This window comes from Nonomuraea harbinensis, from assembly GCF_019396385.1.
Classification (GTDB): domain Bacteria; phylum Actinomycetota; class Actinomycetes; order Streptosporangiales; family Streptosporangiaceae; genus Nonomuraea; species Nonomuraea ferruginea.
On record NZ_JAHKRN010000035.1, the window covers coordinates 1 to 22870 of the forward strand.

A 22870-nucleotide genomic window follows, 5' to 3' on the forward strand; every position below is an offset into this window, starting at 1 on the left:
CCGCGGAGTGCGTTGGCGACGGATCCGCAGCATCGGTTGTTCCTGGAGTCGTGCTGGGAGGCGTTGGAGCGGGCGGGGATCGATCCGGTGACGCTGCGGGGCAGCCGTACCGGCGTCTACGCCGGCAGCATGTACGAGCACTACTCCACCCGATTCCTGCACAAGGCGCCGGAGTCGGTCGAAGGCACCCTGTTCACCTCCAGCGCGTCCAGCGTCCTGGCGGGCCGCGTCTCCTACACCCTCGGCCTGGAGGGCCCGGCCCTCACCACCGACACCGCCTGCTCCTCATCCCTGGTCGCGCTGCACCTGGCGGTGCAGGCCCTGCGACGCGGCGAGTGCTCGATGGCCCTGGCGGGCGGCGTGTCGGTGATGGCGACGCCCGCGCCGTTCGTGGAGTTCTCGCGCCAGCGCGCGCTGGCTCCCGACGGCCGCTGCAAGTCCTTCTCCTCCACCGCCGATGGTGCGGCGTGGGCGGAGGGTGTGGGGGTGCTGGTGCTGGAGCGGTTGTCGGAGGCGCGGCGCAACGGCCGGCGGATCCTGGCGGTGGTGCGGGGTTCGGCGGTGAACCAGGACGGCGCCTCCAACGGGATGACGGCGCCGAGCGGTCCGGCCCAGGAGCGGGTGATCCGTCAGGCGCTGGCCGACGCGTTGCTGGACACGCGGGACATCGACGTCGTGGAGGCGCACGGCACCGGCACGACGTTGGGCGATCCGATCGAGGCGCAGGCGTTGCTGGCCACGTACGGGCGTGGTCGTCCGGCTGAGCGGCCGGTGTGGCTGGGGTCGCTGAAGTCGAACATCGGGCACACCCAGGCGGCTGCCGGGGTGGCCGGTGTGATCAAGATGGTCAAGGCGCTGGAGCACCGGACGATGCCGCCGACGCTGCACGTCAAGGAGCCGACCCCGCACGTGGACTGGGAGTCCGGTGGGGTGCGGCTGCTGACCCAGGCGGTGGAGGTGCCGGGCGAGCGTCCGTTGCGGGCGGGGGTCTCCTCGTTCGGGGTCAGCGGTACGAACGCGCACGTGATCCTGGAGGGCGCGCCGGCCGAGCCGGAGGTGCCGGCCGGTGACGGTCCGCTGGTCTGGCCGGTGTCCGCCAGGTCGGCGGAGTCACTGCGGGCACAGGCGGCGCGGCTGGTCGCGTACGCCGAAAGCGCCTCTGATCGGGACCTGCCAGGCGCGGGCCGGGCGCTGGCCCGGCGGGCGAGCTTCGAACACCGCGCCGTGATCGTGGCCGGGGACCGGCGGGAGCTGCTGGCGGGGCTGGCCGCGCTGGCGGAAGGCGGGTCCGACGCCGCGGTGGTGAGCGGGGTCGCGGCTCCCAACGTCCAGCCGGTGTTCGTGTTCCCCGGTCAGGGCTCGCAGTGGGCGGGCATGGCCGTGGACCTCCTGGACGAGGACGAGACGTTCCGGGCCGCCCTCCGCCGCTGCGAGGAGGCGCTGCGCCCGCACACCGGCTGGTCGGTCGAGGACGTGCTGCGCGGCGCGCCCGGCGCGCGGTCCCTGGACGGCACCGACGTGATCCAGCCCGTCCTGTTCGCGGTCATGGTCGCGCTGGCCGAGCTGTGGCGCTCCCTCGGCGTGCGGCCGTCCGCGGTGCTCGGCCACTCCCAAGGCGAGATCGCCGCCGCGTACGTCGCGGGCGCGCTCTCGCTGGAGGACGCCGCCAAGATCGTGGCCCTGCGCAGCCAGGTGCTGACCCGGCTCGGCGGCACCGGCGGCATGCTCGCCGTGGCGCTGCCCGCGGCCAGGGCCCAGGAGCGGATCGAACCGTGGGCGGACCGGCTGTGGGTGGCCGTGCACAGCAGCCCCACCGGCTCGGTGGTGGCAGGAGAGGTCGCCGCCCTGGAGGAGTTCGCCGCCACGTGCGAGAACACCGTGCGGGTGCGCCGCATCGCGGTCGACTACGCCTCCCACACCCCGCACGTCGAGGCGCTGCGCGACGAGCTGATGGCCGCGCTGCGCGACGTGCGGCCGCGCGCCGCCGACGTCCGCTTCTGCTCCGCCCTCGCCGGCGCGTTCATCGACCCGGCCGAGCTGACCACCCGCTACTGGTACGACAACCTGCGCAACCCGGTACGGTTCGAGCAGGCCGTCAGCGCCGTCGCCGGAGCGGGCACCCCGCTGTTCGTCGAGGTCAGCCCGCATCCGGTGCTGGGCCCCGACACCGAGGCCATCTGCGAGGCCGCCGGCGTGCCCGCGGGCGTCTGCCACACGCTGCGGCGCGACACGGGCGACCGTCGCCGCTTCCTCACGGCGCTGGCCCACGCCTGGGTGCTCGGCGCCAAGGTCTCCTGGAGCGACGCGCTGCCCTCCGCGCCGCGTCCCCGCCACGAGCCGCCGACCTACGCCTTCGCCCGGCGCAGGTTCTGGCTCACCGGCGACCAGGCCGGCCCCGTGTCCGGCGCGGGCATCGACGGCTCCCGCCACCCGCTGCTCGACGCCGTCGTGCCGGTGGCCGGGGACGGCTACGTGCTCACCGGCCGGATCTCCCTGCGCGGCGCTCCCTGGCTGGCGGGCCACGCGGTCGCGGGCCGCGTGCTGCTTCCCGGCGCCGCCTTCGCCGACCTGGCCCTGGAAGCCGGCGCCCAGGCGGGCTGCGCCCGGCTCGACGAACTGGTCATCGAGGCTCCGCTGTTCCTTCCCGAGCAGGGCGCGGTCACCGTACAGATCACCGTCGACCCCCCGGACGCGGGACGGCGACAGATCGCCGTCTACTCCCGCACCGGCGACGAGGACGACGCCTGGATCCGCCACGCCTCCGGTGTGCTCGCCGGGGACGTCCCGGGCCATGGTGCGTGCGAGTGGGCCGGGGTGTGGCCGCCGGTGGACGCGGTGATGGTGGAGGTCGAGGGGGGTTACGAGCGGCTGGGGGAGCGGGGTTACGAGTACGGTGCGGCGTTCCAGGGGTTGCGGGCCTTGTGGCGTCGTGGTGAGGAGCTGTTCGCGGAGGTGGTGGCGCCGGAGGGCGTGGACGTGACCGGCTTCGGCGTCCACCCCGCCCTGCTGGACGCGTCCTTCCACCCCCTCGTGCTGGCCGTGGAGGACGACGAGCTGCGGCTGCCGTTCGCGTTCGGTGACGTCCGCCTGCACGCCTCCGAGTCCGCCGCGCTGCGCGTACGCCTCACGACCAGCGGCGAGGACGCCGTCGTCGAGGTGGCCGACACCGACGGCGCGCCGGTCCTGTCCATCGGCGCACTACGCGCACGACCCGCCGACGTCCGCCCGTCCGCCTCGACCGGTCTGCCGCTGTACGGGGTGGAGTGGGCCGAAGTGGCTCCCTCCGCGCCTGGCTCGGTGGAGCCGGAGGTGGTGTGGTGTGTGAGCGGGTCGGCGGACGTTCCGGTGGCGGTGCGTGAGCTGACCTCGCGTGTGCTTGCGGCGGTGAAGCAGGCCGGGGCGTCCCCGGTGGTGTTCGCGACGCGGCCGGGGGATGTGGCCGGTGCGGCGGTGTGGGGGCTGGTGCGGTCCGCGCAGAGTGAGCAGCCGGGCCGGTTCGTGCTGGCGGAGGTGCCGGAAGGGTTCTCCGGCTGGGACGCGGTCCTGGCTTCTGGCGAGCCCCAGGTACGGGTGTTCGACGGACAGATCCTGGCCCCTCGCCTGACCCGCCGCCCGGCAACCACCCCTTCCGCCACCCCCAATCAGACCTCTGCCCCAGCTTCCGACCAGACCTCTGCGTCGGCCTCCGGCCGGCTGCTCGCTGTGGCGTCCGCTGGGGTTTCTTCCGGGATGGCTGGTGCGGCGTCGGGCGGGGCTTCTTCCGCCCGGCCGGGTGCGGTGCTGGTGACCGGTGGGACCGGTGGGCTGGGGGCGCTGGTGGCGCTGCGGCTGGTGGAACTGCACGGGGTGCGGGATCTGGTGCTGGTGTCGCGGCGCGGGCCTCGGGCCGAGGGTGCGGCGGAGCTCGTGGCGAAGCTGGAAGGAGCCGGTGCCCGGGTGCGGGTGATGGCCTGCGACGTGTCCGATCGTGCGCAACTCGCGGACGTGGTGGCGTCGGCCGGGCCGCTGGCCGGTGTGGTGCACGCCGCCGGGGTGCTGGACGACGGGCTGGTGGAGGGGCTGACCCCCGAGCGGATCAGCGGGGTGCTGGGGCCGAAGGCGGATGCCGCGTGGTTCCTGCACGAGCTGACCCGGGAATCCGAGCTGGACTTCTTCGTGCTGTTCTCCTCGCTCGCCGGAGTGCTGGGCAACGCGGGCCAAGGCAGCTACGCGGCGGCGAACGCGTTCCTGGACGGATTGGCCGCCGCCCGGCGCGCGGCCGGGCTGCCGGCAGTGTCGGTGGCCTGGGGGCTCTGGGACGTGGAGTCCGGCATGACCGGCGCCATGGGCGCGGCGGACAAGGCGCGGCTGGCCCGCGCGGGAGTCGCCCCGCTCGCGGTGGAGGAAGGGCTGGCGCTGTTCGACGCCGCCCTCGCGGACGCGGAATCCGGAGTGGTGGCCGCCCGCTGGGATCCCGCCGGTCTGCGGGCGCGGGCGGAGAACGGTGAACTGCCCGGCATGCTGCGCGGCCTCGTACGCGTGCCGCGCCGTGCGGCGGGAGCCGGGGCCGGGAACGCGGGCCCGCTGGCGGCCCGGCTGCCGGCACTGGGCAGGGACGAGGCGCTGCGACTGCTCACCGACACCGTACGCGACCACGTCGCGGCCGTGCTCGCCCACGGCGACCCCGCCCAGGTGGACGTGGACCAGGCGTTCAACCAGCTCGGCTTCGACTCACTGACGGCCGTCGAACTCCGCAACCGGCTCAACACCGACACCGGGCTGCGGCTGCCCGCGACCCTGGTCTTCGACCAGCCCACGGTCCGCTCGCTCTCGGCGTACCTGGCCGGAGTGCTCGTCCCGGCGCCGCCCTCGGCCGAGGACACCCTGCGCACCGCCCTGGAACGGGTCGACGACCTGCTGGCCGCGGCCAACGGCGAGGCGGAGAGCATGCGCGACCGGCTCGCCACCATCCTCCAGGGCGCGCTCACCAAGCTCGGCGGCGGCGGACAGCACGATGTCGGCGGCGTCATGGAGAAGATCGACTCCGCTTCCGACGAGGAGATCTTCGCCCTGATCGACAACGACCTGTGACCCATGACCACCTCGACCGGAAAGGCACGAAAGATGGGGACAGAGGACAAGCTCCGCGCCTACCTCAAGCGCGCCACGGTCGAGCTGGCCCAGGCGCGCGGCCGGCTCGCCGAGGCGGAGGAGCGCGCCCACGAGCCCATCGCGATCGTCGGCATGGCCTGCCGCTATCCCGGCGGCGGCGACACGGCCGAGGGCCTCTGGGAACTGCTCAGCGAGGGCCGCAGCGCGGTGCGCGAGGTGCCGGCGAGCCGCTGGGACATCGACGACTACTACCACCCCGACCCGCGCACCCCCGGCGGCGTCTACACCAGGTACGGCACCTTCCTGGACGACATCACCGGCTGGGACGCCGAGTTCTTCGGCCTCTCGCCGCGCGAGGCGCTGCGCATGGACCCCCACCAGCGCCTGCTGCTGGAGCTCGTGTGGGAGGGCCTGGAGAACGCGGGCCTGTCGCCCGCGCGGCTGGCCGGCAGCCGCACCGGCGTGATGATCGGGCTCATGGACACCCTGCAGTACGGCCGGCTGCAGATCGAGAGGCAGGGCGGCGCCGCGCTCGCCGACCCCTACCTGGGCCAGGGCTCGGTGCCCAGCGTCGCGGCCGGGCGCATCGCGTACCAGCTCGACCTGAACGGCCCCACCCTCACGGTCGACACCGCCTGCTCGTCGTCGCTCATCGCGGTCCACCTGGCCTCCGAGAGCCTGCGCAGGGGCGAGTGCGACCTGGCCGTCGCCGCGGGCGCCTCGCTGACCATGCACCCGTCCCTCTACATCCAGGCGTGCGCCGGTCTGATGATGTGCTCCGACGGCCGGTGCAAGACCTTCGACGAGAGCGCCGACGGCTACGTCATGGGCGAGGGCGGCGGCCTGGTCGTGCTGGAGCGGCTGTCCAGCGCCGTCGCCGCGGGCCGCCGCATCCACGCCGTGCTGCGCGGCTCGGCGGTCAACCAGGACGGGCGCAGCAACGGGCTCACCGCCCCGAGCCGGCGCGCGCAGGCCGACGTGATCGGCCGCGCGCTCGCCGCCGCCCGCGTCTCACCGGACGACGTCGCCTACGTGGAGGCGCACGGCTCCGGCACCCGACTCGGGGACGCCATCGAGCTGTCCGCGCTGCACGACGTCTTCGGCCGCCGCTCGCCCGACCGGCCGCTGCGCGTCGGCGCGATCAAGACCAACATCGGCCACACCCAGGCCGCGGCGGGAGTCGCCGGTCTCATCAAGTCGGTGCTGATCCTGAAAAATGGGCAGATTCCGCCGAGCCTGCACCTGACCAACCCGGCCGCCGCCTTCCCCGAGAACGGCGCCATCCGCCCGGTCACCGGCCTGGAGCCGTTGCCGCAGGGGGACGGGCCGGCCCTGGCCGGAGTCAGCTCGTTCGGGCTGTCCGGCACCAACGCCCACCTGATCGTGGAGAAGGCGCCCCCGCCCGCCCCGCCCGAGACGCCGGCGCGCGACACCGTCCACCTCCTGCCGCTGTCGGCCGGCAGCGCCGCCGCGCTGCGCGAGCAGGCCACCCGGCTGGCGGACTGGGTGAGCGCCCACCCCGGTGCGACCGTGCCCGACCTCGCCCACACCCTGCAGACCGGCCGGGCCGAGCTGGACCACCGCCGCGCCCTGGTCTGCGCCGATCTGGACGACGCCGTACGCGGGCTGCGCGCCGCCGCCGACAGCGGCGGGGGCCACCGGGTGAAGGGCCGGCCCCGCGTCGCGTTCCTGCTCCCCGGGGTCGGCGACCAGTACGCGGGACTCGGCCGGGAGCTGTACGCCAAGGAGCCGGTGTACGCCGAGGCGGTGGACAGCTGCGTCGAGCTGGTCCAGCGCCGCTCGGGCACGGACCTGCGGCCCTTGTTCCTCGCTGAGACCTCGGCCGCCCCCGGCGATCTCGCCGCCCTGCTCGGCCGCACCGGCGAGGCGCCCGAGGCTCCCGGCCCCCTGGACCACGCCGAGGTGGCCCACCCCTTCCTCTTCACCGCCGAGTACGCGCTGGCGCGGCTGCTCGGGCACTGGGGCGTCACCCCGGACCTGCTCATCGGCTACAGCCTCGGCGAGTACGTGGCCGCGTGCCTGGCCGGGGTCTTCACCCTGGAGGACGCGCTGCACGTCGTGCTCGAACGGGCGCACCTGATCAACGCCGTGCCCGCCGGGCGGATGATCGCCGTCGCCGCGCCCGAGGCGCGCATCGTCCCCGTGCTCGTGAGCGGCGGGATCGACGTGGACGTCGCCGCGGGCAACGGGCCGTCGATGACCGTGCTGAGCGGGAGCCCCGCCGAGATCGAGGCGGCGTCTGCCGCCCTGGCCGGGGAGGGCATCGCCTGCCGGGCGCTGCGCTCCGCCCACGCCTTCCACTCCAGGCTGCTGCAGCCGGCCAGGGAGAAGCTCGCCGCGGTGCTCGACACCGTGCCGAGGCGGGCGCCGGCCGTCCCCGTCGTCTCCAACCTCACCGGGCTGCCGCTCACCGCCGAGCAGGCCACCGGCACCTCCTACTGGGCCGACCAGCTCGTCAGCACGGTCCGCTTCGCCGACGGCGTGCGTCACTGCGTGGACCAGGACGTGGACGCGTTCGTCGAACTCGGCCCCGGCCAGACGCTCGGCGGGCTGGTCAGGCAGAACCTGGCCGGCGGCTCCGGCGTCGCCGTGCTCGGCACCCTGCCGCCCCGCTGGACCGGCGGCGCTCCCCGCGACGCCCACGAGGAGCTGCTCCGGACCTGCGCCCGGCTGTGGGAGCTCGGCGCCGAGGTCACCTGGGAACGCACCCGCGCCGGCGCGGGCCGCGTGCTCAGCCTGCCCACGTACCCCTTCCAACGCACCCGCTTCTGGCCCGACCGGACCACCGCTCACGGAGCTCCCGCTGGGTCAGATGCCGCCCGGGATGCCGCAGCCACCGGCTCGGACGCTGATCAGTACGTCGGGTCCGCTGGGCCGGACGCGGACCGGCATGCCGAGCCCGCGGACTACACCTTCGTCCCCTCCTGGCGGCAGGATCCGGTCCGGGAAGCGCCCGCGGCCAGGCTGGACCTGACCGGTCCGCTCGTCGTGTTCGCCGACTCCGGCGGTGTGGGCGCGGCGCTCGCCGACCTGGCCGGCGCCTCCGTGGTCGAGGTGGTCGCGGGCGACGGGCCGCCGCGCCGCGAAGGCCGCCGCCTGACCTTCGACCCCGCCGTCCCCGCCCACTACGGGGCCGTCTTCGCCGACCTGCCGTCCGACGGACCCGTGCACGTCGCGTACCTGTGGAGCCTGGACGCCGGGACCGGCGGCCTCCCCGGTGACGAGGAGCTGCGGACAGCCGTCGCCCGCGGCTTCGACAGCCTCATGCTGGCCATCCAGGCACTGGGCGACCTGCCCGCCGAGCGGGAGGTGCGGCTGCTGACGGTGACCGGCGGCGCCGCCGAGATCCTCGGCGGCGACATCCCGGCTCCCCACCAAGCCCTGGCCCACGGCCTCGGCCGCGCGGCCAGGCACGAGTACCCCGCCCTGACCTGGCGAGGCCTCGACCTCGACCCCGAAACCGTCGGCGCACCCGCCCACGGACCGGCCCCGGAAGCCGGCACGGCGGCGGGGCAGGTCGCTCGTGAGCTGCTTCGCGAGTGGGACTCCGGCGCGGCGGACGACGATCCGGTGGCCGGGTGGCGGCGCGGGCGGCGCTGGGTGCGGGCGTGGGCCGAGGTCACCGCAGAGCCGCCGGCGTCCCCGGTGTGGCGGGCCGACGGCTCGTACCTGATCACGGGCGGGACACGCGGGCTGGGCATGGCGCTCGCCAAGCATCTCGTACGCGCGGGCGTACGGCGGCTCGCCCTGGTCGGCCGCACCCCGCTGGACCGCGAAGCGGGCGGCGAGCGGGCGGAGGGCGTCCAGCGGACCCTGCGTGACGTAGCCGAACTGGAGGCGGGCGGGGCGGAGGTGCTGCTGCTCACCGCCGACGCCGGGGTGCCCGAGCAGCTCAGGGAGGCGCTGCGGCGCGGCCGGGAGCGGTTCGGCTCCCTGACCGGCGTGGTCCACGCCGCCGGGTTGCCCGCCGCCGGCCTGCTGAGCCGGCGCACCGTCGCCGACGCCGGCCGGGTGCTCGCGCCCAAGGTGCTGGCCATGGGGCCGCTGGCCGAGCTGGTCGGCCCCGCGACCCCGGCCGCCGAACGCCCGGAACTGCTCGTGCTGTACTCCTCCGCGGTCACCGCGTTCGGCGGCATCGGCGAGGGCGACTACTGCGCCGCCAACACCGTCCTCGACGCGTACGGGGACGCGCTGGCCGCCACAGCCCCGTCGACCAGGGTCGTGTCGGTCGCCTGGGGCCCCTGGCAGCACGACGTGTGGCAGTCGGAGAACCTCAAGTCGGCGGGCGGGCTGGCCGACCGGGTGGCCGCCTACCGCGCCCGGTACGGCTTCGCCGAGGACGCCGGCTGCGCCCTGCTGGACCGGATCGTGGCCGGCGGCCACGGCAACGTGATGGCGGTGCGACAACCGCTGCGCGAGGTGCTGGCCGCCTGGACGGGCATGCTCGACCTGGACGACCTGGTCGGCGCCGCCTCCGCCGTACCCGAAGGGGAGCGGTTCCCGCGCCCGCAGCTGCGCACCGACTTCGCCGCGCCGCGCACCGCCGCGGAGGCCGAGATGGCCGAGCTGTGGGGCGCCTACCTGGGCATCGACGGCGTCGGCGTGCACGACCCGTTCTTCGACCTCGGCGGAAACTCGCTGGTCGGCATGGCCATGGTGCTCGCGATCGAGCAGCGGCTGGGGCGCCCGGTGCCGCCCGCGCTGCTGTTCGAGCACCCGACCATCGCGGAGTTCGCCGCCGCGCTCGACGGCGGCGGGGGCCGCCAGGAATCGCTCACCACGAGTTCGGCACGGGGGCAGCGGCGGCGCCGGGCCCGTTCCAGTAACCGGAAATGAGGCCGGAAATGAGGTCCGCAGACGTGATCGACGACATCGAGGCCGAGAGCTCCGGTACCGACATCGCCATCGTCGGCATGTCGGGCCGCTTCCCGGGGGCGTCCGACGTCGCCGAGCTGTGGTCCGCCATCCGGGCCGGCGCGTCCGGGATCACCCGCTTCACCGACGACGAGCTGCGTGCCGCCGGCGTCCCCGACGACCTGCTGGCCGACCCCGCGTACGTGAAGGCCGCACCGGTGATCGAGGACGTCGAGCTGTTCGACGCGGCCTTCTTCGGGTTCAGCCCGAAGGAGGCACAGATCCTCGACCCGCAGCACCGGCTGTTCCTGGAGCACAGCCACGCGGCCCTGGAGGACGCGGGCTGCGACCCCCGGCGCTTCGACGGCTCGATCGGGGTCTTCGGCGGCTGCGCGCACAGCTCGTACATGCAGAACAACCTGCTGCCCAGCGGCATCGGCGCGGTCATGGGCGACCTCGCGCTCGGGCTCGCCAACGACAAGGACTCGCTGACCACCCGCGTGGCGCACACGCTGGGGCTGTCCGGTCCGACCTACGGCGTGCAGAGCTACTGCTCGACGTCACTGGTCGCGGTCTGCGCCGCCGCCACCAGCCTGGCCGGCTTCGAGTGCGACCTCGCCCTGGCCGGAGGCGTCGCGGTCAGCGTGCCGCAGCGCGTCGGCTACCTCTACCAGCAGGGCGGCATCTCCCCGCCGGACGGCGAGTGCCGCGCCTTCGACGCGACCGGACTCGGCGCCCCGCTCGGCAGCGGCGTCGGCGTGGTCGCGCTGCGCAGGCTGGAGGACGCGCTCGCCGACGGCGACCAGATCTACGCCGTCATGCGCGGCTGGGCGGTCAACAACGACGCCGGTCGCAAGGCCGGGTTCACCGCGCCCGGCGTGCAGGGGCAGGCCGCCGTGATGGCCGAGGCGCTGGCGAGCGCCGACCTGACGGCCGCCGACATCGACTACGTCGAGGCGCACGGCACCGGCACGGCGCTCGGCGACGCCGCCGAGCTGGCCGCGCTCCAGCAGGTCTTCCACGGGCAGTCGCTGCTGATCGGCTCGGTCAAGACCAACCTCGGCCACCTCGACCGGGCGGCCGGGGTCACCAACCTGATCAAGGCGGCGCTCGCGCTGCGCAACGACGAGATCCCGCCGACGCTCAACCTCACCGAGCCCAACCAGCAACTCGGCGCCGGTGACGCCCGGCTGGAGGTGGTCACCCGGCGGCGCGCCTGGCCGCGCGAGTCGGGACACATCCGCCGGGCCGGGGTGAGCGCGTTCGGCATCGGCGGCACCAACGCGCACGTCGTGCTGGAGGAGGCGCCGCTGGTCCCGAGGACGGAGGAAGAGCCGCGCCCCGAGCCGCTGGTGTGGTCGGCCCGCACGGCCGCCGCCGCCGACGAGATGACCGAGCGCCTCGCCGCGCACCTCGCCGGGCCGCTCGGCGGGACGCGCCTCGCCGACGTGGCCCACACGCTGCAGAGCGGGCGGCAGGTCTTCGGCCACCGCAGGATGCTGGTGGCCTCGTCCACCGCCGAGGCCGCCGAAGGCCTCCGCGACGGGGCGGTGCTGGGCCGGACGGAGAGCCGCGCCGACCGGCCCGTCGCCTTCCTCATCGCCGGGACCGGCGAGCAGTACCCGGGCATGGCCGCCGAGCTTTACCGCACCGAGCCCGTCTTCCGTAAGGCGCTCGACGAGTGCCGCACCGTCCTGCGGGGCCTGATGGGCGGGACCGACCCGCTCGCCGAGATGCTGGCCCCGCGCGCCGAGGCCGGCGGTCTGGGCGCGCTGCTCGGCCGCGGCCCGGCCGCCGCGGCGACCCCGACCGCCGTGCTGCAGCCCGCGCTGTTCGCGGTCGAGTACGCGCTCGCCACCCTCGTGCAGTCGTGGGGCGTCCGGCCCGCCATCCTGGCCGGCTACAGCCTCGGGGAGTACGTCGCCGCGTGCCTGGCCGGAGTGCTGTCGCCGGAGTCGGCGCTCGCCCTGGTGGCGCACCGCGCGCGGCTCATCGGCGCGCTGCCCGAAGGCTCGATGAGCGCCGTCCCGCTGTCGGCCGCCGAGGCCCGCGAGCGCCTGGCGCGGGCCGGGATCGCCGGCGTGGACGTCGCCGCCGTCAGCGGTCCCGAGCTGACCGTGCTGGCGGGCGAACCGCACGCCATGGCGGCCGTGCGGGCCCTGCTGGAGGCCGACGCGGTGCCGTGCCGGCCGCTGGCCACCACGCACGCCTTCCACTCGGCCATGATGGAGCCTCTCCGCGAGCCGCTCACGGCGTGGATCGCGGAGAACGTGACGCTGCGCGCCCCTCGCGTGCCGTACGTGTCCAACGTGACCGGCACCCTGGCCACCGCCGAGCAGGTCACCGACCCCGCCTACTGGGCCGAGCACATGTGCGCGCCCGTCCAGTTCGACGCCGTCCTGGCCACCCTGCTGCGCGAGGAGGACGAGGCGGCGCTGCTGGAGATCGGGCCCGGCCAGTCGCTCGGCGCGATGGCCCGGGGGCACCGCGACTGCGCCCGCGAGCGCTGGCCGCTGGTCGTCGGGACGCTGCCGGGCGCCCAGGACCCGCGCCCGGCCACCGCCGTGCTGGCCGAGGCCGTGGGGCGGCTCTGGCTGGCGGGCGTGCCGGTCGACTGGTCCGGCTACCGTCAGGACCGGCCGGTCGCCAAGGTCGGCCTCCCCACCTACCCCTTCCAGCGCCTCCGCTACTGGGTCGACCCGCCCGCTGCCGACCGCCCCGCCGCTCCGCACGCCGCCGTCCCTGGTGCCGCCACACGCACCGCCGCCGATCCCGCCTCGGGCGCTGCCTCCGGTACCGCGTCGGGCGTCCTCTCCGGTGCCGCTTCGGGCGTCGTCAGAGGTGCTGTCTCCGGCGATGGGTCCGAGCCGCATGTGCGGTTGATGGCCGCGCGGTGGACGGCCGCGCCGGAGTCGCCGCCCCCGGCCGTGCAGGTTGCCCGCTGCGTGCTGCTGGCGGGCCGCGACGAGGTGGCCGGGGTTCTGGCCCGTACGCTCGACGCCGACGGACTTGAGGTGGTGACCGTCACCTCGTCGGACGCCTTCGCCGAGACGCCCGACGGTTACGCCATCGACCCCGGGTCGGCGGCCTGCCATGCCGAGCTGGCGGGACGGCTGGCCGGTGGCGCCCCCACCGTCCTGGTCGACCTGCGCCTCCTCGACAGGGAAGATCCCTCCGCCGACGGCCGCGACGAGCTGCCGCCCCTGGCCCGCCTGCTCGACGCCTGGGGCGACTCCGGCGGCGGGGCCCGGATCATCCTGGCCACCTCGGGCGGCCAGGCCGTCACGGACGGCGAGGTGCCCCACCCCGCCCAGGCCGCCGCCGCCGCCCTGCCCATGGTCGGCAACCAGGAGTACCTGAACCTCGACTGCGCCGCCGTGGACCTCGACCCGGCCGCGACCCCCGCCGAGCTCGCCGCCGCCCTCGCCGCCGAGATCCGCCGCCCCTCCGGCGAAGTCTTCACCGCCTACCGCGACGGCCACCGCCTGATCCGCACCTTCACCCCCGAGATCCCCGCCCAGGCCCCCGAAGTCCCCGCGCAGGGCGGGTTCACGGTTCGCCGGGGTGGGACGTATCTGATCACCGGTGGGCTCGGGGACGTGGGGTTGCTCGTGGCCGAGCACCTGGTGCGGGCCGGCGCGGGCCGGCTGATCCTGACGAGCCGGCGCGGCGTGCCCGAGGAGGACGGCGATCCCCGCAGGGAGGGGGTGCGCCGGCTGCGGGAGCTGGGCGCCGAGGTGCTCACCCCGGCGGTCGACGTGACGGACGCCGCCGCCATGCGCGCGATACTCGACGGCGACGTGCGGGTGGACGGCGTCGTGCACGCCGCCGCCGACACCGGCCAGGACACCTTCCGCCCGCTGCGCGACCTGGACGCCGAAGCCGTCGAGCGGCACTTCGCCGCCAAGGTGGGCGGCGCGCTGGTCCTGGAACGGGTGCTGGACGAGCTGCCCGCCGATCGGGCGCCCGGCTTCTGCCTGCTGTTCTCGTCCACCTCCGCCGTGCTGGGCGGCATCGCCTTCGCGAGCTACGCGGCCGCCAACGCCGCGCTGACCGCGATCGGCCGGCGCAACCACTCCCGCCGCACCCGATGGCTGAGCGCCGCCTGGGACACCTGGTCGGTCACCCTCGGCCGGGTGGAGGGCGGCCTCGGCGCGGCGATGGCCGCCCACTCCATGACCGCCGAGCAGGCGCTCACCGCCTTCGACGAGCTGCTGGCCGCCGCCCGGCCCAGCCTCGTGGTGGCCGCGGGCGGCCTGGACGACCGGCTGCCGCACGCCATGCCCGCCGACTTCACGGAAACGGGTACGGGGAGCGGCGACCGGTTTCCCCGTCCGGAACTGCCCCAGCCCTACACCCCGCCGCTGTCGGCGGTGGAACGCGACCTGGCCGATCTCTGGTCGGAGGTGCTCGGCGTCGAACCGGTGGGCACCAGGGACAACTTCTTCGACCTGGGCGGCAATTCGCTGGTCGCGCTCCAGATGCTCGCGCTGGTGAAGAAGCGGTTCGGCGTCGCGGTGCCGACCGTCTCGCTGTTCGAGGCGCCGACCGTGGCCACCCTGGCGGCGATCCTCGACGAGCGCGGCGCGAACAAGCCGGCCGCCCGGCCCGCGCTCCGCGTCACCGAGGCGCCTCCCCGCGACGCGGGCGAGCCCGCCGACGACCGGCGGATCGCGATCGTCGGCATGGCCGGCCGCTTCCCGGGCGCGTCCGACGTCGGCCAGTTCTGGCGCAACCTGCGCGAAGGCGTCGAGTCCATCACGTTCTTCTCCGAGGAGGAACTGCTCGCCGCCGGGGCCGACCCGGAGCAGATCAAGGACCCGGCGTACGTGCCCGCCCGGCCGGTGCTGGACGACATCAGCGGCTTCGACGCGTCCTTCTTCGGCATGAGCCCCCGGATGGCCGCGATCAACGATCCGCAGCAGCGGGCCTTCCTGGAGGTGTGCTGGGAGGCGCTGGAGCAGGCCGGGTACGCCGCGCCCGAGCACCGGGGCCGCGTCGGCGTGTTCGGCGGCGCCAACATCAGCACCTACCTGCTGCGGATGACCGACCACCTGCTCGGCGGCGGCCAGCAGGAGGTCAGCGACTTCGAGGTCATCATGGGCAACGACAAGGACGCCCTGACCACGACCGTCTCGTACCTGCTCGACCTGTACGGCCCGAGCGTGGCCGTACAGACCTTCTGCTCCACCTCGCTGGTCGCCGCCCACCTGGCGGTGCGGAGCCTGCGCGACGGCGAGTGCGAGCTGGCGCTGGCGGGCGGCGTCTCGATCCGGGTGCCCGACCGGGTGGGCCACCTGTTCGGCCCCGGCGGGCAGGAGTCGCCGGACGGGCACGTGCGCGCCTTCGACGCCCGCGCCAGGGGCAGCATGTTCGGCGACGGCGCGGCGGCCGTGCTGCTGAAGCGGCTGCCCGACGCGGTGCGCGACGGCGACCACATCTGGGCGGTGATCCGCGGCTCCGCCATGAACAACGACGGCGCGCTCAAGGTCGGCTACACCGCGCCCAGCGTCGTCGGCCAGGCCAGGGTGATCGCCGACGCGATGGCCGACGCGGGCGTCACCGGCGAGGACATCAGCTACGTCGAGGCGCACGGCACGGCCACCGAGCTGGGCGACCCGATCGAGGTGGCCGCGCTGACCCGCGCCTTCGGCCCCACCAGGGACAAGGGGTACTGCCCCATCGGGTCGGTGAAGACCAACGTCGGGCACCTGGACCGGGCGGCCGGCGCGAGCGGCCTGATCAAGACATCGCTCGCGGCCCGCGAGGGCGTGATCCCGCCCAGCCTGCACTACACCAGCCCCAACCCTGACATCGACTTCGACGACAGCCCGTTCTACGTCAACGCCGAGCTGTCCCCGTGGCGCACCCGCGACGGACGCCCGCGCATCGCGGGCCTCAACTCCCTGGGCATGGGAGGCACCAACGTGCACATGGTCATCGAGGAGCCGCCCCGCCGGCCCGATCCGGGGCCGTCGGCCCGCCGCTACCAGGTGCTGCCCGTCTCGGCCCGCAACGCCCCCGCGGCCGACGCCGCGGTGCGGCGGCTCGGCGAGCACCTGGCCGCCGAGCCCGGCGCGCGGCTGGCCGACGTGGCCTACACGCTCCAGGCCGGGCGCAAGACGTTCGAGCACCGGCGGGCGCTGGTCGCCGCCGACGGCGCCGCCGCCGCGGCCGTCCTCACCGGGTCGCGCCGGGAAGGGCTGCTGGGCCGGGTGGAGACCGTGCAGGGCCGCCGGACGGGCTTCCTGCTGGCGGGCGTCGGCGAGCAGTACCCCGGCCTGGCCGGCGACCTCTACCGGCACGAACCCGCCTTCCGCGCCGCGCTGGACGAGTGCCTGGCGCTGCTGGAGAACCACCTCGGCGACGCCGGCCTCGCCGACCTCCTGACCGGCGACCGCGAGGCGGGCGCCGACCTGGCCACCTTGCTCGGCCGTGCGCCCACCGGCGGGGCAAGCTCGAACGGCGCGCTCACGAACCGGTCGCCGGCCGGCGGGGAGGGCTCGAACGGCGCGCTACCGGGCCGGGCGTCCGCTGGTGGGGAGGGGCGGAACGCGGCGCTGCAGCGTACTGAAGTGGTGCAGCCCGCGCTGTTCGCCGTCGAGTACGCGTTGGCGCGCACCCTGATGTCCTGGGGTTTGCAGCCCGCGGTCATGCTGGGTTACAGCCTTGGCGAGTACGTCGCCGCCTGCCTCTCGGGAGTCCTGTCGCTGCCTGACGCCATCGCCCTGGTGGCGCACCGGGCGCGGTTGATCTCGGGGCTGCCGCCGGGGGCCATGCTGGCGGTGTCGCTGCCGGCGGACGCCGTGCGCAGGCGCTTCCGGCTGGAGGAGCGCGGGCTCGACGTCGCCGCCGTGAACGGTCCCGGGACGGTCGTCGTCGCCGGGCCGGTGGAGGCGGTCGAGTCGCTGGCCGCGGACCTGCGGGGGGCCGGGATCGCGTGCCGCCCGCTGGAGACCGCCCACGCGTTCCACTCCCGCATGCTGGAGCCGCTGAGCGACGAGCTGACCCAGTGGATCAAGGCCGAGGTCACGCTCAACCCGCCGGCGCTCCCGTACGTCTCGAACGTGACCGGCGCGCTGGCCGACGCCGAGCTGGTGTGCGATCCCGGTTACTGGGCCAGGCACATGTGCGCGACCGTACGGTTCCAGGACGGGATCGAGACGCTGCTGGCCGAGCCGGAGCTCGCCCTGGTCGAGATCGGCCCCGGCCAGTCGCTGGGCGCGCTGGTGCGCGCCGGTGGCTGCCCGGCGGAGCGCTGGCCCCTGATCACCCACACGCAGCCCGCCGCGAGCGACGCCAGGCAGGGCGACGAGGCGCTGGCGGACTGCCTCGCCCGGCTCTGGCTCGGCGGCGTCACCGTCGACTGGGACGCCTATCACGGGCGCGTCGAGGGCGCCGACCCGGCGGGGCTGCCCGGGCGGATCCCGTTGCCCACCTACCCGTTCCAGCGGCAGCGCTACTGGATCGACCCGCCCGCCCGGCGTGAGATCGACCGGGGGGCGGCCGAGCCGGAGGACCTGTTCGAGGCCATCACCAGCCTGCCCAAGCTGCCCGAGGACGAGTGGCTCTACCTGCCCGTGTGGCGGCAGACGGCGCCGCCCGCCCCGGCGGAGCGGACGCCCGGCTCGTGGCTGGTCTTCACCCGCGACGGGCTCGCCGACGAGGTGCTGGCGGCCCTGCGCGGGGCCGGCGCCGCCGTCACGCCGGTCCGCCCCGGCGAGGCGTACGCGGCCACCGCCGACGGCCACACGGTCAGGCCGGGCCACGTCGCCGACATGCTCGCCGTACTGCGCGACCTGCGCGCGGCCGGCCGGCCCCTGGAGCGGGTCCTGCACCTGTGGAACCTGGAGCCTGCGACGCACGAGCCCGGCGTCCAGGACACGGGCGTCCGCGACACCGACATTGCGTACGGTCTGCACACGCTTGTCGCGCTCGCACGGGCGGCCGGGGAGTCCGGTATCGGTGAATGGTCGCTCGACGTGGCCGTATCCGGGACCCAGCAGGTGCTGGGCGAGGAGGTGGCCCACCCCGCCGGCGCCACGCTGCTCGGGCCGTCCCTGGTGATCCCGCTGGAGTACCCAGGAGTGACCACCCGCCTGATCGACCTTCCGGCGGGCCCGTCCGCGCGTGACCTCGGCGGTCTGGGCGCCGAGCTGGCCCGCCCGCAGGAGGACCGCACGGTGGCGCTGCGCCACGGCCGCCGCTACGTCCCCGACTACGCCCGCATGCCCGCCCCGCCGCTCCCCGGCGGCCCGGCCGCGGACGACACCGGGCTGCGCCGGGGAGGCGTCTACCTGATCACCGGCGGGCTGGGCGGCATCGCGCTCGGCCTGGCCGGGCACCTGGCCCGCGACTACCAGGCCAAGCTCGTGCTGCTGGCCAGGCGCGGCCTGCCACCGCGAGCCGACTGGCCCGCCGTCCTGTCCGGCGAGCGTCCCGCGGACGAGGTCACCCGGGACAGGGTGCGGCAGGTGACCGAGCTGGTCGCGCTGGGAGCGGAGGTCGAGGTCGTCACCGGCGACGCCGCGAGCGCCCGGGACGTGCGCCGGGCCGTCGAGGCGGCGGCCGAGCGCTTCGGCGCGCTGCACGGCGTGCTGCACGCCGCCGGCGTCCCGGCCATGGGACTGATGCAGTTCAAACGGCCCGAAGAGCTGGACGAGGTGCTCGCCCCCAAGATCGCCGGCACGCTGGCGCTGGCCGAGGCGCTGCGCGTCGGCCGGCCGGACGAGGTCGAGCTGGACCTGCTGGTGCTGTTCTCCTCCATCACCTCCGCCACCGGCGGCGGCCCCGGCCAGGTGGACTACTGCGCCGCCAACGCCTTCCTGGACGGCTACGCCTGCCGTCTCGCCGCGACCGGGCGCCGGGTGGTGTCCGTCGGCTGGGGCGAGTGGACGTGGAACGCCTGGGAGGCCGGGCTCGACGGGTACGAGGAGGCGCTGCGCGACTTCTTCAGGAAGAACCGGGCCCGCGTCGGGATCGGGTTCGCCGACGGCTGGCGTTCGCTGCTGCGGGCGCTGTCGACCGGCGAGCCGCGGGTCGTCGTGTCCACGCAGGACTTCCCCACGCTGGTGTCCGGCAGCTCCCGCTTCACCCTGGAGGCGGTCACCTCTCCCGCCATCGGCGGCGGCGGCGAGCGCCATCCCCGGCCCGAGCTGGTCACGTCCTACCAGGAGCCCGACGGCGCCACCGAGGAGGCGATCGCCGCGATCTGGGGCGAGTCGCTCCGGCTCGACCAGGTCGGCGTGCTGGACAACTACTTCGAACTGGGCGGCAACTCGCTGCTCGGCGTCGCCATCGTGGCCGCGGTCCGGCGCGCGTTCGAGCTGCCGGAGCTGCCGCCGCACATCCTCTACGAGGCGCCGACCGTGGCCGCGCTGAGCCGCACCGTCGACGCGCTCGTCTCGGGCGCGGCCACGGCCGCCTCCGACGGCGGCAGCCAGGTGCGGGCCCAGCTGCGGCGTTCGGGCCTGGAGGCCTCGGCCGCCCGCAGACGCCGCTGACCACCGGATCCAAGGAGCGAAACGATGAGCAGAACGGAGATGACATGACTGTGACCGGGGTGATCGGCGCCGGCGTCATGGGAGTCGGCGTCGCCCAGAACCTCGCCGCGACGGGGCACGACGTCGTGCTCGTCGACAAGGACGAGGAGACGCTCGCCGCCGCGCTGGCGGCCATCACGCGCAACACCCGGATGAGCCGCCTCATGGGCGGTCCCGCCCTGGACCCCGACGAGGTGCTGTCCAGGATCACCACCGCCGTCGGCGCCGCCGGCGCGGCCAAGGCGGAGATCGTCATCGAGAACGTGACGGAGAACTGGGACGTCAAGCGGGAGGTGTACGAGACGCTCGACGCCGAGTGCGGCCCCGGCACCGTCTTCGTGGTCAACACCTCCGCCATCCCGATCACCAAGGTCGCCGCCGTCACCGGCCGCCCCGACAGGGTGGTCGGCGTGCACTTCATGAACCCGGTGCCGGCCAAGCCGGTCGTGGAGCTGATCCCCGGCTTCCACACCTCGCCGGAGACGATCGAGCGCACCGAGAACCTGCTGCGCGCCATGGGCAAGAAGGCCGTGCGCGTCAAGGACTCGTCCGGCTTCGTCTCCAACCGGGTGCTCATGCTCACCGTGAACGAGGCGGCCTACCTCGTGCACGAGGGCGTGGCGGACGCCGCGTCGGTGGACGAGGTGTTCCGCGGCTGCTTCGGCCACCCCATGGGACCGCTGGAGACCGCCGACCTGATCGGCGTCGACACGATCCTCTACAGCGTCGAGGTGCTCTACGAGCACTACGCCGACAGCAAGTACCGCCCCTGCCCGCTGCTGAAGCAGATGACGGACGCGGGGCTGCACGGCCGCAAGTCCGGCAGGGGTTTCTACACGTACGCGTCAACGAACTGAAAGGGAGCCGTATCCATGTCTGCTACCGCGAAGGACCAGATCCTCGCCTTCGTCCGCGAGCGTTACCCGCAGGCGGAGATCGACGCATCGCAGGACATCTTCGCCCTCGGCTTCGTCAACTCGCTGTTCGCGATGGAGCTGGTGATGTTCGTGGAGAAGACCTTCGAGCTCACCATCCCCAACGAGGAGCTGCGGATCGACAACTTCCGCACCGCCGAGTCGATGGCGAGCCTGGTGGCCAAGCTCTCGGCCGACCTGGCCGCCGCGTGACGCTCACCGACCCGGCGCCGGCCCTCGGGACGGGCGCCGGGCAGGTCACCGACCGCCGTTCGGCCCGCGCGTTCGTCGACACGCACGTCGTCCCGTACGCCGACGCGTACGACCGGGTGGGCCGCGTCCCGGAGGAGCTCATCGAACGGGTCGCCGAGGCGGGCCTGTGGGCGCCCTTCCTGCCGCCCGGCTCGGGCGGCGCCGGGATGGACATGGTCACGCTGGGGGAGGTGCACGAGGAGGTGGGGCGCGGCTGCTCCTCGCTGCGCAGCCTCCTCACCGTCCACACCATGGTGGCGTGGACGGTGCAGCGGTGGGGCACCGCCGCCCAGCGCGAACGGTGGACGCCCGCACTCGGCAGCGGCGACGTGCTCGGCGCGTTCTGCCTGTCGGAACCCGGCGCAGGCAGCGACACCTCGGCGATCACCACGACCGCCGTCGAGTCCGGCGGCGGCTGGGTGCTCAACGGGGTCAAGAAGTGGACCACGGGCGGCCAGCGGGCGGACCTGTTCCTGGTGTTCGCCCGCACGGCCGCCAGCATCGGCGCCTTCCTGGTGAGCAGGGACGCGCCGGGGGTCCGGGTCAAGCCCATCGACGACATGCTCGGCACCCGCGCCTCGATGCTGGCGGAGATCTCCTTCGACGACGTCGTGCTCGGGCCGGACGCGCTGCTCGGCCCGAGCGGCTTCACCGCCGGCATGGTGCTCACCGGCACCCTCGACCTGGGCCGCTACAGCGTGGCGGCGGGGTCGCTGGGCATCCTCCAGGCGTGCCTGGAGGCGTCCTCCGCGTACGCCGCGCACCGCAGGGTGGGCGGCTCGGCGCTGCGGGAGCTGCCGCTGATCCAGGCCAAGCTGTCCGACATGGTGACCGACGCGCGGGCGGCCAGGCTGCTGCTCGCCGAGGCCGGCCGCCTGAAGGACGCCGGCGACTCGGCGACGCTCATGGCCACCTGGATCGCGAAGTACTTCGCCTCCACGGCCGCCGTGCGGCACGCGGCCGAGGCCGTGCAGATCCACGGCGCCAACGGGTGCAGCCCGGACTTCCCGGTGGCGCGCCTGTACCGCGACGCCAAGGTGATGGAGATCATCGAGGGCAGCAACGAGATCCAGCGGATCACCATCGCCGGCCAGGCGGAAAGGGAGAAGACGACATGTCCGTGACAACCGCGGCCACCGCCGCGGCCCCGCTCCCGGAGAAGCCGAAACAGGGCCGCATCAAGTGCATCGTGTGGGACCTCGACAACACCCTGTGGAACGGGGTGCTCCTGGAGGACGGCGACGTCACCGTACGGCCCGCCGTCGTCGAGCGGATCCACGAACTGGACCGCATGGGCATCCTGCACTCCGTCGCCAGCAAGAACGACAGGGACGCGGCCATGGAGAAGCTGCGTGCCCTCGGGCTGGAGGAGATGTTCCTCTATCCGCAGATCAACTGGAACCCGAAGTCCGACTCCATCCGGCACATCGCCAAGGCGCTCAACCTCGGCCTGGACGCCTTCGCGTTCGTCGACGACCAGGAGTTCGAGCGCGCCGAGGTGGCCCACGGGGTCCCCGAGGTGACCTGCGTGGACATCCTGGAGCTCGACGAGGCGCTGGCCCGGCCGGAGTTCCGGCCGCGCTTCGTCACCGACGAGTCGGCGCTGCGGCGCGGGATGTACCGCAGCCAGATCGCCAGGGATGAGCTCGAAGGCGATTTCGTCGGCACGAACGAGGAGTTCCTGGCCGGCCTGGAGATGTCCTTCACCATCGCGCCCGCCAGAAGGGAGGACCTGCAGCGGGCCGAGGAGCTGACGGTGCGCACCAACCAGCTGAACTCCACCGGGCGCACCTACTCCTACGAGGAGCTGGACGCGCTGCGGGAGTCGCCGGACCACCTGCTCCTGGTGGCCTCGCTCACCGACAGGTTCGGCGGCTACGGCAAGATCGGCCTGGCCCTGGTGGAGAAGGGCGAGGACGCCTGGTGGCTGCGCATGATGCTGATGTCGTGCCGGGTGATGTCGCGCGGGGTCGGCATGGTGCTGCTCAACCACATCCTCCGGCTGGCGGTGGACGCGGGCGTGGCCGTACGGGCCGACTTCGTGGAGACGGGCCGCAACCGCATGATGCAGATCACGTACGCGTTCGCCGGGTTCGGCGAGGTCAGCAGGGACGGCGCGCACGTCGTGCTGGAGGCCGACCTGACCGCGGTGCAGCCGCCGCCCGCGTACGTGAGAGTCGAGATCGTCGAGTGAGG

The 22870-nt window shown here is 74.5% G+C and carries 7 protein-coding genes; all 7 read left to right on the forward strand.

The window, feature by feature from the left end; translation table 11 throughout:
• Positions 1-12 precede the first annotated feature (12 nt).
• From KME79_RS29905 to KME79_RS29935, 7 genes are read left to right on the forward strand one after another with little or no spacing between them, the layout of a single operon-like run.
• Entirely contained in the window at positions 13-5070 is a 5058-nt protein-coding gene (locus KME79_RS29905) for a type I polyketide synthase (protein ID WP_281429532.1), read from the forward strand.
• 33 nt (positions 5071-5103) lie between these two features.
• The gene (locus KME79_RS29910) at positions 5104-9948 is read left to right on the forward strand and encodes a type I polyketide synthase (RefSeq protein ID WP_219547792.1); all 4845 of its coding nucleotides are present in this window, start codon (positions 5104-5106) and stop codon (positions 9946-9948) included.
• Between the two features lie 8 nt (positions 9949-9956).
• The gene (locus tag KME79_RS29915) at positions 9957-19469 is read left to right on the forward strand and encodes a type I polyketide synthase (protein WP_219547794.1); all 9513 of its coding nucleotides are present in this window, start codon (positions 9957-9959) and stop codon (positions 19467-19469) included.
• Positions 19470-19513: 44 nt separating this feature from the next.
• Positions 19514-20365 carry a 3-hydroxyacyl-CoA dehydrogenase family protein gene (locus KME79_RS29920; protein WP_219547796.1) on the forward strand — a complete coding sequence of 284 codons (852 nt, stop codon included), beginning with the start codon at positions 19514-19516 and terminating at the stop codon, positions 20363-20365.
• A 15-nt stretch (positions 20366-20380) separates the two neighbouring features.
• Entirely contained in the window at positions 20381-20635 is a 255-nt protein-coding gene (locus KME79_RS29925; protein WP_148030049.1) for an acyl carrier protein, read from the forward strand.
• The gene (locus tag KME79_RS47140; protein WP_148030050.1) at positions 20632-21798 is read left to right on the forward strand and encodes an acyl-CoA dehydrogenase family protein; all 1167 of its coding nucleotides are present in this window, start codon (positions 20632-20634) and stop codon (positions 21796-21798) included. Before KME79_RS29925 ends, KME79_RS47140 begins: the two co-directional genes overlap by 4 nt.
• Positions 21789-22868, forward strand: coding sequence for an HAD-IIIC family phosphatase (locus KME79_RS29935; protein WP_148030051.1), 1080 nt, complete (start codon positions 21789-21791; stop codon positions 22866-22868). Before KME79_RS47140 ends, KME79_RS29935 begins: the two co-directional genes overlap by 10 nt.
• Positions 22869-22870 lie beyond the last annotated feature (2 nt).